Annotated in this window: 9 protein-coding genes and 4 pseudogenes; 7 read left to right on the forward strand and 6 right to left on the reverse strand. The window is 65.2% G+C overall.

Going from position 1 to position 12,553, the window contains the following annotated elements:
• Position 1: 1 nt before the first annotated feature.
• The gene (locus FOM02_RS14770; RefSeq protein WP_027563142.1) at positions 2–871 is read right to left on the reverse strand and encodes a protein-L-isoaspartate O-methyltransferase family protein; all 870 of its coding nucleotides are present in this window, start codon (positions 869–871) and stop codon (positions 2–4) included.
• A 108-nt stretch (positions 872–979) separates the two neighbouring features.
• The gene (locus FOM02_RS14775) at positions 980–1,456 is read right to left on the reverse strand and encodes an Lrp/AsnC family transcriptional regulator (RefSeq protein WP_027563143.1); all 477 of its coding nucleotides are present in this window, start codon (positions 1,454–1,456) and stop codon (positions 980–982) included.
• A 122-nt stretch (positions 1,457–1,578) separates the two neighbouring features.
• Between FOM02_RS14775 and FOM02_RS14780 the strand changes: the two genes are divergently transcribed.
• Entirely contained in the window at positions 1,579–2,118 is a 540-nt protein-coding gene (locus FOM02_RS14780) for an RBBP9/YdeN family alpha/beta hydrolase (RefSeq protein WP_027563144.1), read from the forward strand.
• A gap of 4 nt (positions 2,119–2,122) precedes the next feature.
• Here the strand turns inward: FOM02_RS14780 and FOM02_RS14785 are convergent, their stop codons facing one another.
• The 3 genes and pseudogenes from FOM02_RS14785 to FOM02_RS14795 form a co-directional block, all read right to left on the reverse strand.
• Positions 2,123–3,265 carry a GNAT family N-acetyltransferase gene (locus FOM02_RS14785; protein WP_027563145.1) on the reverse strand — a complete coding sequence of 381 codons (1,143 nt, stop codon included), beginning with the start codon at positions 3,263–3,265 and terminating at the stop codon, positions 2,123–2,125.
• A gap of 114 nt (positions 3,266–3,379) precedes the next feature.
• Entirely contained in the window at positions 3,380–4,732 is a 1,353-nt protein-coding gene (locus tag FOM02_RS14790) for an O-antigen ligase family protein (RefSeq protein WP_027563146.1), read from the reverse strand.
• A gap of 39 nt (positions 4,733–4,771) precedes the next feature.
• A pseudogene (locus FOM02_RS14795) lies at positions 4,772–5,838 on the reverse strand (glycosyltransferase).
• Positions 5,839–6,089: 251 nt separating this feature from the next.
• Between FOM02_RS14795 and FOM02_RS14800 the strand changes: the two are divergent.
• Positions 6,090–6,986 carry a glycosyltransferase gene (locus tag FOM02_RS14800; protein WP_265442182.1) on the forward strand — a complete coding sequence of 299 codons (897 nt, stop codon included), beginning with the start codon at positions 6,090–6,092 and terminating at the stop codon, positions 6,984–6,986.
• Positions 6,987–7,001: 15 nt separating this feature from the next.
• Here the strand turns inward: FOM02_RS14800 and FOM02_RS14805 are convergent, their stop codons facing one another.
• On the reverse strand, positions 7,002–8,030 hold the full coding sequence (locus FOM02_RS14805) for a glycosyltransferase family 2 protein (protein ID WP_027563149.1): 1,029 nt from the start codon (positions 8,028–8,030) through the stop codon (positions 7,002–7,004).
• Positions 8,031–8,424: 394 nt separating this feature from the next.
• Between FOM02_RS14805 and FOM02_RS14810 the strand changes: the two genes are divergently transcribed.
• From FOM02_RS14810 to FOM02_RS14830, 5 genes and pseudogenes are all read left to right on the forward strand, one after another.
• Positions 8,425–9,219, forward strand: coding sequence for a class I SAM-dependent methyltransferase (locus FOM02_RS14810; protein WP_027563150.1), 795 nt, complete (start codon positions 8,425–8,427; stop codon positions 9,217–9,219).
• Between the two features lie 276 nt (positions 9,220–9,495).
• Positions 9,496–10,668: pseudogene (locus tag FOM02_RS14815) on the forward strand (GumC family protein); the annotation flags it as partial.
• Positions 10,669–10,885: 217 nt separating this feature from the next.
• Positions 10,886–11,804 (forward strand): annotated as a pseudogene (locus FOM02_RS14820) (relaxase/mobilization nuclease domain-containing protein); the annotation flags it as partial.
• A 4-nt stretch (positions 11,805–11,808) separates the two neighbouring features.
• A pseudogene (locus FOM02_RS14825) lies at positions 11,809–12,024 on the forward strand (conjugal transfer protein TraG); the annotation flags it as partial.
• A 6-nt stretch (positions 12,025–12,030) separates the two neighbouring features.
• The gene (locus tag FOM02_RS14830) at positions 12,031–12,456 is read left to right on the forward strand and encodes a CopG family transcriptional regulator (RefSeq protein ID WP_027565186.1); all 426 of its coding nucleotides are present in this window, start codon (positions 12,031–12,033) and stop codon (positions 12,454–12,456) included.
• The last annotated feature ends 97 nt before the right edge of the window (positions 12,457–12,553 follow it).

The raw sequence follows: 12,553 nt of genomic DNA on the forward strand, positions 1-12,553 counted from the left end.
GCTAGGCCTGCGCGATATCCACCTGAACTGAATCCGTCGGCGGCGCCGTCGACAGCCACCAGCCCTCACCGGCAAACCAGCACGTCTCGTCCGGAGCGCCCTCCCTCCGCAACGACTGCACGCTTTCCCATCCTTTCGCGAACGCCTCGGCCAATCGGCGGGCGGCATCTTCATCCTGCAATCCCGCACAGCCAATGAACTGGGCCCGGCTGAGGAATTTCGCCGGCCAGATCGCGCCGTCATCCGGGCGCGTGATCATCAGCATGCCGCCGAGCATGCCTTCCGGCGCCAGGGGAAACACCAGCCGGCCGCAGGGGCGCAGCGCATCGAGCCATTCCGTGGCCGGCTGCGCCGCGCCGGCGCAGACATAGATCACGTCGGTTGCGGGCAGGTCCGACGCGATGCCGGAACGTTCGCGTACATCGACATGGGCGATGTCCTTCAGATTGTCGCGTGCGAGTGCCGCCAGGCGCTCGTCGATCTCATAGGCATGGACCCGGCCGCCGGGGCCGACGAGATGCGCCAGAATCGCGGTGTAATAGCCGCTGCCCGCGCCGATCTGGAGGACGGTCTCACCTTCCATGACAGCACAGCCGCTGAGCCAATATGCATGCGCACTGGGCATGCCGATATTGAGGCCGCGCTCCGGATCCAGTGCAAGAAGCGCGTTCTGATAGAGGAAGGCAGGATCATCATCGGGCGTGACCACATAAGGATGCCCGCCGAGCGTGATCGACCACGGCCCGGGCCCGACGAACGGCTCGCGCCTGACGGTCCGGAAGGCCTGTTCGAGCCGGGGATCCGCGGCTTTCGCCGCAGCGCAGATCAGCTGCGCATAGAATGCGCGATATTTAGCCGAACGATCTTCCATGTCGCCTCCGGGGGAGAAGCGACGATAGCACGAGGATTGCGATCGCCGGAAGCGCCACGCAATCGCGAGCTTTGTGTCAATGCGATGACCGGCCGGCTGTGACGCGTCTCAGCGACGCTCGGCTTTCTTCATGACAAGCTCGCGGCCGATCGGCCGTGGCGGTTCGCTCCGCAGCACCAGCGAGGTCGTCACAGTGCCGAAGCCGGCTATACGATCCACGATCGTCTCGAGGTCTTCCGGGGCGGGAACGAGCACCTTGAGCACGAAGCAGTCATCGCCCGTCACGCGGTGGACCTCGATGATGTGCGGAATTTCGCCAAATCTCTTGAGGCAGGTCTTGATGTGCTCATGCGAGGTGCGCAGGCGCACCAGCGCCATCAGGCCGAGCCCGAGCGCACGCGGATTGATCCGGGCGCCATAGCCTTTGATGATCCCGGCTTCCTCCAGCCGCTTGACGCGCTCGGAGACCGCCGGCTGGGACAGCCCGACCGAACGGCCGAGCTCGGACAGCGGCACGCGCGCATTGGCTTGCAGCGCCTCCAGGATCTTCAGATCCTTGGCGTCGATGCTCCCGAAACGATCCAAGAAAAATCTCCATTCCGCCTTGAGATCATCGGCAGATGATCGATTGCGCCGATGACTTGCCATGTGACGCAGCGCCCAGACCGGCCACACTGCGCGTCCATCTCAGATATCACGGGACGATCATGCACGACATCATCACCTTGCCGGGCCTCGGCGGCTCCGGCGACACCCATTGGCAGACGCTCTGGGAGCGCAAGGATGCGCGCTTCGCGCGATTTCAGCCGGCGAGCTTCGACCAGCCCGATCTCGACGACTGGGAGCAATCGCTCGAGCAAGCGGTCAGGCACTGCGCGAAGCCGCCTGTGCTTGTGGCACACAGCCTCGCCTGTCTGCTGGTCGCGCACTGGGCCGCCCGCTTGCCATCTGCCATCGCCGGCGCGTTTCTGGTTGCGGTGCCCGATCCCGATGGCGTCAACTTTCCCGCGGAGGCTGCCGCGTTCAAGGCCGTACCGGACCGCGCACTGCGCTTTCCCGCGCTCGTCATTGCCAGCACGGACGATCCCTATGGCGAAATCGATACGACACGGCAGCGAGCCCACGCTTGGCAATCCGGGCTGGTCGTGTTGGGCGCGCTCGGCCATATCAATGCGTCGAGCGGGCTCGGTGACTGGCCGCAGGGCCGCGCGTTGCTCGGTGCCTTCAGTGCAGGCCTTTCGCGATGACGGGTCAACGCATCTTGCGCAGCGCCGGGGTGGCGATGGCGGCAAGCCTCGGGTGACGGCGCAGGCCCTGCGCGGCATGGTCGCGCAAGGCATAAGGGAGCCCGCGCCAGGACAGCGCGACGCTGACATCGGTCAGCGGCACCTTCTCGGCGCCGAAGCGGCGCTTGTAGTCGTGATTGCCGATGCTGAGATCGAACCGGCGCACGCCCTGTGCATGCAGCGCGGCCATGGTGCGCTCGGTGACGAGCAGACCGGGCGAGCAGCTCGACCATGGATCGCCGGCGTGGCTGATGCGCAGGAGGAAATAGGTCGCGCCCAGCCTGACGCCGAGCGTGGTGGCGACGACGCCCTCGTCGCAGACCAGCGCCGAGATGACGGCATAACCATCCGCAACACCCTGGCGCGCGATCTCGCGATAGAATTTCGCATGGGTCTCGTCGTTGAGGACGAAGCGCGAGCCGAGCTTGCGCATGCGCGCCTGCTGCTGGGCATCCATCACGTCCAATAGCTCATGTGCACGCGCGACACCGGAGGCGATCTCGAACCGTGCGCCCGCGTGCCGGCTGAAGACGCGCCAGCAGCGAGGCATCTGCATGCGCTTGATCGAGGCCTGGTAGGCCTCATAGTGGTCGCCGGTCAGCACGAGATTGCCATTGAGCGAGCTCGAGCCGATCCGGCCGAGCGACACCAGCGGGTTGGCCTTGCCGCCGACATGGGCCGGCATCTTCTTCAGGCGCAGCAGATCGAAGCCGTCGGGTAGCGGGCGCAAGGCCTCGACGAGCGCCTCCCCGATCGCATCCATCGCCGCCGCGTCCAGCGCTGCATCGGACGCCAGGATCGGCGCGTTGTTGTCGGTGACGCCGAAATCGGCAAATTCGACGATGCGGATGCCGCGCCTGATATGGCTGACCATCGGCACCACCGCGATGTCCCTGCCCGTCGCCGCATCGGAGATCAATGCGATCAGCGGCGCGCCGCCGCCGAACGCCTCGTACCAGGGCCCGAGCCAGTAAGCATGCTGGAACGCGGTGCGATGGCCTGCGCTCAGGCGCGATGCGGCCTGCCGCCAGTCGCGCACGAAATCGACCGCGATTCCCGACGCGCTGGACACCTGACCGTTGACTTGCTCGACGCTGACAAACGTCATCCGCGGGACATACGATTACTGAATGTTTCCAGATAGATTATGTTTTGCCGCAGACCACAAGCAACGTCGCTGCTTATCGTTAAGCCGGTCCCACCACGGCCCTGCGACAAGCTGTCAGCGTTCGGGTTTCATCTGATCAACGCATTGGAACCTGGCCAGGAAATGCAGGCCGGCGACCGCGAGCGCGAACATGAACCAGATCGGATTCTGCCGCTCGAGCAGGAAAGTTTCAGTGGTTCCGTAGTAGAGACCGAACAGCCACACGGTCAGGAACAGTTTTGCCAGCGCGCCGCTGCGGCTATAGGCCTGGGCCGACTGGAAATTGCCAAGCGGCGCGAGCACGAAGACGAGGATGACGAGCAGCAGTCCCGGCAAGCCGATGGTGACCGCGAGGTCCAGATAGCTGTTGTGGCTGTGCGCCGCGCTCGTCGCCCATTCGGCGCCCTGGGCGGTCTGCCGTTCGGTGACGTCGTCCCAGAACGCCGCGTAGCCGTGGCCGATGACCGGCTTTTCGGCGACGGCCGCGAGCGCGAACTCCCAGATGTCGGAACGGCCGGTGAAGGTCGGATCCAGCGGAAGCTGCCGCGTCATGGCGCCGAGCGCCGGGCTCAAGACGCTGCCGACCGTCAAAAGGTTCATCACGATCAACGGCACGAAGCAGATGATCCGCTTCAGCCACAGGCTCCGCGTCACATAGACCAGCGATGCAAGCCCATAGATGGCAAGGCACAGCACCGACGAGGTCTTGCCGCCGGTGAAGATCAGGAAGATGCCGGCGAGCGCTGCGACCGCCGGCCCCATCACGAACGAGCCGACGGCGGTGAGGTAAATGCCGACATAGACCAGGATGGTCATCACGGGCGAAGCGACGTTCTTGTGGCCGAAGCTGCCACGCCAGTCGCCGGCCAGCATCGGCTCGGTGATGTCGAGTGCGGTGTGGGTCGCGTATTGCGGCGCGAGGAAGACGCCGAGATAACACAGCACCAGCAGCACGAGCGCGGCACCGCCGAGGCACAGATTGAAGCTGCGCTGGGTCGGCGGCAGCAACGGCAAGAGCACCGCGAGCGAGGTCACGCTGGCGGCGAGCACGAAGCGCTGGATCGACACGCCGCGGCTCTCGGAGAAGATGATGTTGACCAGCAGCCAGCCGACGAGACAGAGATGCAGCGGCGTGACCAGGCTCCTCAGCGAAGGCCCGTCCGTGCTGGCGACGAACAGCACCGCCACCGCAGCCAGCAGGCCCCAGGAGATATAGGCGAGCGCCATGCGTCCGCCGACGACGGTGGTGGCGGCCTCACTGCGCAAATCGGGAAACGGATCGAGCGTCACCAGCACGAGGAGCAGCGCTGCGATCGCGACGAGACATCGCGCCGCCTGCACGGCGTTCAGCCCCGCAAGCCCATCGCGGAAGGCGTAACCGAGCGATCGGGCCTCGACGTCGGTCATGTCAGCGGCGCTGCGATCCATGGCTCAAGGCAGGTCGATGAAGCCGGGAAAGTTCAGGTTCTAGCCGATGCCTGTTAAGCATTCGTCAACCACTCGGCCTGAGGTCTGCGGGACCGCCTGCTGGCGCACGATGCTCCGCGCGATCTCGTAATATTGCAGCGCGCGCTGCTCCAGCGTGAGATTGTCGAGCACGAAGCCGCGCGGATCGAACCTGTCGGCCGCGCATCCGGCCCAGAAATCGTCCCAGCCCGTCTCGAAGCCCGCGACGTCGGCAAACCTCGTGCCGCAACGCGCGTCCCAGTACGGCACCGAGGACACCGGCCCGAACTGGACGCGGTGCGGATATAATCGGGATCCCGCCAAGGACCGCCGGGATCCCAGGCGAACACCGGCACGCCGCAGGACAGCGCCTGCTGATAGGCGATGCCCTGGCTCTCGTTCTGGCACAGGAAGATCATCGCGCGCGAGCGCGCCAGCGCGGCCTGGTAGTCCTCCTCCTTGTAGCTGCCGTAACGCAACTCGATGAACGAGCGGCCCTCCTCGGCGAGACGGGCGCGAACCGGCTCGATCAGCTCGGGCGCATAGCGCTCGCGGTCCCAATGGACCTTGTCGTAGATCAGCACGTCGACGGTCTTGTCGGAGGCGGGCGACGGCGCCCAGAGATCGGTGTCGATGCCGACCGGCCAGGCCTCCGTGTCGGGCCAGTACGGCCGGTACATGTCGACGTACCACGGCCCGGGCACCACGACCTTCTTCACCGGCAGGCGCTTGAACAAATCGGGGTCGTCGAGCGGATGATTGTGCGCGGCAACCCCGAGCAGGATCGGGTTCTTCCACGCGAACTTGTCGAGCAGGAAGGTGCGGCCGATGATGCAGGCGAGCTCGCCTGGATGCTGCGCGATGTAGCCGTAGTCGTTGACACGGTAGCGGATGCCGAGGCGGTCGAGCCCCGCGCAAAGATTCAGGAACACGCGAAGCTGCCCGCTCATGCGCGGCTCGCCGAGCAGCATCCGGCGCGCCATGCGCCGCAGATGCCGGTCGCCCGGAAACCAGCGATCGTCCTTGTCCTCGTAGAAGAGATTGAGGACCATGGCATCGGAGTCGTAGTCGAATGTCTTTGCGGGCACTGAATCCATCCGCGAGCAGTCAGATGCGCATTCTCGCATGAGACCGGCTGCCGCACTCTTCCAAATTTGCCACAGGCTTAATGCCATCGGCTTAACGCTAATTGACGAAACCGCAGACGCGCAGGTCCTTGCGGCAACGATTTGGCCGTAATGCGAGTATCATTCGCGAGCGGGCCGATGTTGCGATCGATCGCAATTCCGGTTCGACAGATGCGCCCTGGTTAACGGATCCTTAAAGGCGAGCTGTGGCTCTGATCACCGCCGAAGACGTTCTCGATTTGCCGGCTTCTTCACGCATCGCTCCAGCGGTGCGTCTGCCGCTGCCGGCGAGCCCGACCGCGCCAGTGTCCGTCGTCATCCCCGCCAAGAACGTTGCGGCCTATATCGGCGAAACCCTTGTCAGCGCGCTGGCGCAGAGCGAGGTCGGCGAGGTGATCGTCGTGGACGACGGCTCGTCGGACGACACGGTTGCAATCGTTCGCGCCATGCGCGACCCGCGGCTGCGCCTGCTGGCCAACGATTCCGCCGGCGTGTCGGCCGCGCGCAATCTCGGCGCGCGCGCTCCCCGCGCGGTTCTCGTCTACGGCGACTACAACACCATCGACAGCGAGGGACGGCAGATCGGCCGGCGCGAGCTGCTGAAAGGCCGCCGCAAGCCCTCCGGCGACGTGCTGGCGCGGCTCGCGGCCGGCAACTTCATCGTCAATGGCGGCATCGCGCTCGCGCGTGCCGAAGCCTTCCGCGCCATCGGCGGTTTCGACACTTCGCTCAGATATTGCGAGGACTGGCATTGCTGGTGCCGCCTCGCGGCGATCGGAGAATTCGAGTTCGCGCCCAAGCTGCTGCTCGACTATCGCCTGCACACCGCCAACACCATGAACGCGGCGGTGCGGACGCCGCAGGATTTCTTCCCGGCGGTCGCGCGCGTGTTCGACGACGGGCTGATCCTGGCGCGGCTGCCCGAGGGCACCGCGGCCGGATTGCGCCGGGCCGCCGAGATCCATCTCGTCACCTATGCGGCGATGCAGGCGGTGCGCTTCGGCCGATATCGCCAGGCCCTGGGCTATCTCGGGATGATCGGCCGGCGATCGCTCAAGGCGCTGCCGCGCGCCGTGGCGAGAACTGCCCTCGCCCGCTTCGGCATCTAACCCGATACCGTCACGTCAGGATACGATCTTCGAGGCCTCGTAGGGCTTCGGCTCGATGCCGAACGCCGCGAGCAGAGAGCCGAGCGCGACCAGCGTGGGATGCATGGCGACGACGGCTTTCGATGTCGCGAGCAGGCGCGCGGAGCGAAGCAGCGATAGCGGCAAGCGCGCCAGCATCTGCGCAAATACCCGAACCCGTGCCCCCGCCTTCTGCGCGGCCTTCGACTGCACACGGTAGTTGATCGCGCCGATGCGCAGGCCGCGCTTGGCGATCCAGCTGAGGCTGGTGCGGCTCTGCGGCACGGTCTCCGTGATGACCGCTTCCGCGGTCCAGTGAAACGTCATGCCGGCATCGCGGCAGCGCACGAAGAAATCGCAGTCGCCGCCGCCGAGGAAATTGAAGCGCAGGTCGAAGGCGGGACGCTCGAACCGCTCGAACGCCACGCGCGTGATCAGGCAATTGCCGCAGCCATAGATCAGCGGCACCGCGCCGGTGTAATCGTAGGCGGGACAGAAAGCGGGATGACGCGCGAGCCACGGCCTGCTGTCGTCCTCGAAGACGGGCAGCACCGGCCCGCCGACCACGTCGGCGCCGGTCGCCTCCGCGGTGCGGACCATCAGCTCGAGCCAGTCGGGCGAGGCGATCTCGTCGTCGTCGATCATCAGGAAGCGGGTCGCGGCGGGAAACAGCGCCTGCGCCGTCTCGAACGCGGCGTTGATCGCCTGGCAATTGCCCTGCCGCTTCTCGACGAGGCAGATGCCCTGAAGCCTGCCGTCGGCGAGATACTCGGCGGCGACCGGCGCGCTCTCGCGCCGCGCGGCATCGTTCTCGACCATGACGACGGCAAAGGAGCGCGGCGTGCGCTGGTTCACGAGCGAGTCCAGCGTCAGCCGCAGATGCTGCGGACGGCGGAAGCAGGGAATGCAGACGACGATGCCGACCGACAGGTCGATGACGCGGGAGCTCGCCGCGATCTCCCGGTTGGGATCGCGCACGGCATCCTGGAGACGCGTGGCTGACAGGTCTGTCGGGATCAATGTCATGACGTTCTAGATGTCCGAGATAGATTGAAAAAGCCCTGCTTCGATCGCGCGGGATCGGCGCCGTCCCGCGACGGCACATCGCCGCGGCACGGATCCGTCCCAAAATGAACGCCCGGCCTGGATGCGCAACACGGCGCCGAGCCGCATCTCGCCGTACCAATGCACTTAACCGCTTTCGCCTGTTTCTCCCGCGCAATCATGCGTGCGTGGTACTGCAATTCGTGGTCCATCGCCGCGAAGACGGCCCGACATGAACAATGCCGTAGTTAACGACCGTGCGCATTAACCCGAACGTAAGCACCGTGACGCGTGAAGCGGCGCGGCATCGGATTTGCCCTTCGGGCTCGCGAGTTTTTTCCTGTAAATTTGAATAGAACAAGCGCGGTCAGAAAAAATGAACAAGCCAGCCACGATCGATTTCGCGACAGTCACCCACCTTCCCGCGGCCGCCGCACAGGCGCCGGCGCTGCACGACCTCGTGCCCGGCGAAGCGCGCGACAGCCTGCTCGCCGTGCAGGACACGCTGCGCCGCGAGCTGCCGCAGGGCCCACTCGCGATCTACGAAGCCGGCGGCGGCTCGTGCAGCGTCGTGCCGCCGGAATTGCTGAGCCGCAGCAAGATCACCGTCGTCGACATCGACGAGGACCAGGTTCGTAACAACACCTACGCGGATGAAGCGATCCTCGGCGACGTGCAGACCTACCGCTTCGGCCGTGAGGCCTTCGATCTCGTGATCTGCTACAACGTGATCGAGCATCTGCCCCATGTCGACGCTGCGCTCTTGAATTTCCGCGACGCGCTCAAGCGCGGCGGCATGATCCTGATCGGCGCGCCCAATCCGCGCTCGCTGTCCGGTGTCGTCACCAAATATTCGCCGCACTGGTTTCACGTCTGGTTCTACCGGAATATCCGCGGAATCAAGGATGCCGGGCTGCCCGGCGAGCCGCCGTTCCCGACCTTCTTCCATCCGCTGGTGACGCTGCCGCGGCTCGAAGCCTTCGCCGCCGCCAACGGCCTCGAGATGATCTACCGCCGCGAGGTCGAGAGCCCGCGCTATCCCGAGATGCGCCGGCGCAAGCCGCTGTTCGCAGCCCTGGTCGATGCCGGTGCCGCCGTGCTGAATGCCGTACTGCCGCGCGGGACCGATGTCCGCCGCGGCGACTATCACGTCATCCTGCGGAAGATGTGACAATCATGCGCGCGCAGGCCATCGCAGGAGAAGCAAAGCTTCGCGGCATGCTCGCGCGCGGTAACGAACCATTAATCTCTGGGGGACTGCATCGCGGTGACGCGTTCAAGAGCAGCATGCGCTTAAACGCTTTGTTTGCCATTTCGGTGAATAGTCCCTCAATGAGTATGGTTAATTTTCCCTGTTGCGTTGATTGGGCACCTATATCCCGGGTGCGTGGCGTAAAGCGAAGAGTAACCCCTCAGCCCGCGGCCGTTGGAATGAAAGCTGGGGACCATGCTTGACTATAACCAGCCGATAGATCGCGCCAGGCCGGAGGCTCCGCGGCAGAAGCCTCAGGCCGGCTTCAGCGTGCTGGAGCTTTCCCATCTGCTCTGGCGCCGCAAGGTCGCGATTGCCGCGGCCGCCCTGCTCGGCGCGACGCTCGCCGTTGCCGTCGGCAAGAGCATGACGCCCCGTTACACCGCCACCGCCCAGCTCTATGTCGATCCGCGCGAGCTGCAGCTGGTCGATCGCGAGCTCACGCCGCGGGCGCAGGACGTCTCCGGCATGGCCATGGTGGTGGAGAGCCAGGCGCGCCTGATCACGTCCAACAGCGTGCTGCTCCAGGTGATCCAACAGGCCGGCCTCGACAAGGATCCCGAATTCGGCGGCAGTGACGGCAAGAGCCTGATGTCGTCGCTGCTCGGCCTGATCGGCCTTCAGCCCCGCGCGCCCTCGGCCGCGGACAGCAGGGAAGTGCAGCTCGGGGCGCTCGAGGCGCTGAACAAGCACATCACCATCCGCAAGACCGAGAAGAGCTTCATCGTCGACATCGAGGTCTGGTCGACCGACCCGGCGAAGGCAGCGATGCTCGCCAACACGCTGACAAACGCCTACCTCACGGAATCCCGCAACTCGCAGGCCTCTGCCGCACGGCGCGCCACCAACGATCTCTCCGGCCGCCTCAAGGAGCTGCGCGAGCGGCTGCGCAACGCCGAAACCACGCTCGCCACCTACAAGGCCCAGAACAATTTCGTCGGCACCCAGGACGCGTTGATCAGCGACCAGCAGCTCTCCGCCAGCAACCAGCGGCTGTCGGCAGCCCGCGCGGCGACGATGGACGCGCAGGCGCGGCTCGACCAGATCGAGGCCAGCCGGCGCACGGCGGCAGATGCCGGCGCGATCCCCGAGGCGCTGCAATCGCCGACCATCGCGAACCTGCGCGCCCAATATGCCGACGCCCGCAAGAAATACGCGGAGCAGGCCGGCGAGCTCGGCCCGCGCCATCCGGCGCTGCGCCAGACCGAGAAGCAGGTCGAGGATCTCAAGCGCACGATCAACGAGGAGATCGACCGCTTCGCCCAGTCCGCCAAGAACGATCTGACGCGCGCCCGCGACTACGAGGCCTCGCTCAACCGGGCGCTGGAAGCGCAGAAGCGGCAGAGCGTCCAGCTCAGCCAGGCCGCAGATGCGGTCGCCGGGCAGCCCCGATCACGCGCTTGACGTAGTCGACCGCAGTGTCCTTCGGCGCACGGAACACACCGGTCGAACCGCAAGCCATTGGCATGGCTTGGGTTCTGGCGTGCCGGTCGGTCGGGGCGCGTGCCGCGCCTTGTATTTTGACGAAGGCAATCAAAGGCGTTTTCGGCACTGTGCGTGCTTGTGATAGTTTGGAGGCCCTGCCGTGAGCGTGGGCGACAGCGACCTGCGTATTCGGCCTGGGCGCATCCGCAGTACCCGCGCGCCGAAGCAAAAGAGCTTCATCAATCAGGTGCTGCGGGCGGCGAAGAAGGCAGGACATAACTCGGGGCAGACCGGGGCTGGCAGGCGGTCTGGCGGCCTACGGGCGCTCGACGTTCGGCCGCGGGCGCCTCGCGTTCAGCCGCGCAAGATTATTCAGCCCAACCCGGCGCGTCGTGGTGAAGACGCGCGTGGTTCGTCACAAAGGGAGAGCCTTCCGCTCGGCGCCGCTGACAGCCCATCTTTCATAACTGAAGCGCGATGGCGTGACCCGGAGTGGCGAGCGGGCCGAGATGTTCGATGAGGGCCGCGACCGCGCCGATAGCGCGGCTTTCGCGGAACGCTGCAAGGACGACCGGCATCATTTCAGGTTCATCGTCTCGCCAGAGGATGCCGGTGACATGACCGACCTCAAGGCCTTCACGCGGGACCTCGCCAGGCAAATGGAAACCGACCTCGGCACGCGGCTCGATTGGGTGGCTGTCGATCATTGGAATACCGACAACCCTCACGTCCATCTGCTCGTTCGGGGAGTAGATGAGAAGGGGACGGATCTCGTGATCTCCCGCGACTACATCAGTCAGGGCCTTCGCTCACGCGCCGAGGAATTGGTCGCGATCGAACTGGGTCCAAAGCCTGAGCACGAGATCCGGAATTCGATGGAGAGAGAAGTCACGGCGGAACGATGGACGCGGCTCGATCGGGAAATCCGGCTGGCGGTAGATGAGACCGGCTCTATCGATCTTCGTCCCGAGAACCCTGGCCAGTCCGATCCCGAGATCCGACGCCTGATGGTCGGCCGCCTTCAGCACCTGGAGAAGATGGGCCTTGCCGCGGCACCCGCCCCGGGGGAATGGATGGTTGCTCGAGGCTGCGGCGAACAGCGGGCTGCGTCGTGAGCCTGAACTCCCCGATCACGTCGCAATCGCCAAGGAGACGACCGAACCGACGCCGGCGGAGGAATTTGCTGCCGTTCTTGACGATGATGAGGACGCCATCCGTCAGACCCGGCTCATACGCCAACAGATGCGCGGTGTTGCCCGTCAAGTCGTCATGGACCCAAACGACGGTATGGAGCTCTGAGCCAATATGCGCGACGGGATGAACGTCTACTTCCCGCCAGAATTACTGAAGCAGATCTCGGAGCTCGCCGATCGCAAGAAGCTATCCCGGTCTTCCATCGTGGAAGCTGCGGTCGCCTGCTTTCTTTCGCCCGACGGAGCGGACAGGCGGGAAGCGGCGTTTGCCCGGCGCCTTGATCGGCTGTCGCGTCAGATGCAGAGGCTCGAGCGTGACGTTGGTTTAACGGCCGAGACCCTAGCTCTCTTCATCCGCTTCTGGCTGACGATCACACCGCCATTACCCAACGACGCGCAGGCGGCCGCGCAGGCAAAGGGCCGCGAGCGCTTTGAAGGATTTGTCGAAGCGCTCGGCCGCCGCTTGCAGAAGGGTCAGAATTTCCTGCGCGAAATTCCGGACGATTTCGTGCGTATCGAGCCGGGCAGCGACGCTTGATTGAACGTTCCGCCAGCGCTTCTTTTTCTACGCCGTCCTACGATGCCGGCAAGGGCTTGTTGCGATAAGTCATCCCGTCCCCTTTCTATTCACTCCC

The organism is Bradyrhizobium sp. SEMIA (assembly GCF_014844175.1).
Taxonomy (GTDB): domain Bacteria; phylum Pseudomonadota; class Alphaproteobacteria; order Rhizobiales; family Xanthobacteraceae; genus Bradyrhizobium; species Bradyrhizobium arachidis.

What these genes read in the sequence shown, in the direction of transcription:
- FOM02_RS14770 (WP_027563142.1), bottom strand. Translation starts at nt 871, where the DNA reads ATGGAAGATCGTTCGGCTAAATATCGCGCATTCTATGCGCAGCTGATC.
- FOM02_RS14780 (WP_027563144.1), top strand. Translation starts at nt 1,579, where the DNA reads ATGCACGACATCATCACCTTGCCGGGCCTCGGCGGCTCCGGCGACACC.
- FOM02_RS14785 (WP_027563145.1), bottom strand. Translation starts at nt 3,265, where the DNA reads ATGACGTTTGTCAGCGTCGAGCAAGTCAACGGTCAGGTGTCCAGCGCG.
- FOM02_RS14790 (WP_027563146.1), bottom strand. Translation starts at nt 4,732, where the DNA reads ATGGATCGCAGCGCCGCTGACATGACCGACGTCGAGGCCCGATCGCTC.
- FOM02_RS14805 (WP_027563149.1), bottom strand. Translation starts at nt 8,030, where the DNA reads ATGACATTGATCCCGACAGACCTGTCAGCCACGCGTCTCCAGGATGCC.
- FOM02_RS14810 (WP_027563150.1), top strand. Translation starts at nt 8,425, where the DNA reads ATGAACAAGCCAGCCACGATCGATTTCGCGACAGTCACCCACCTTCCC.
- FOM02_RS14830 (WP_027565186.1), top strand. Translation starts at nt 12,031, where the DNA reads ATGCGCGACGGGATGAACGTCTACTTCCCGCCAGAATTACTGAAGCAG.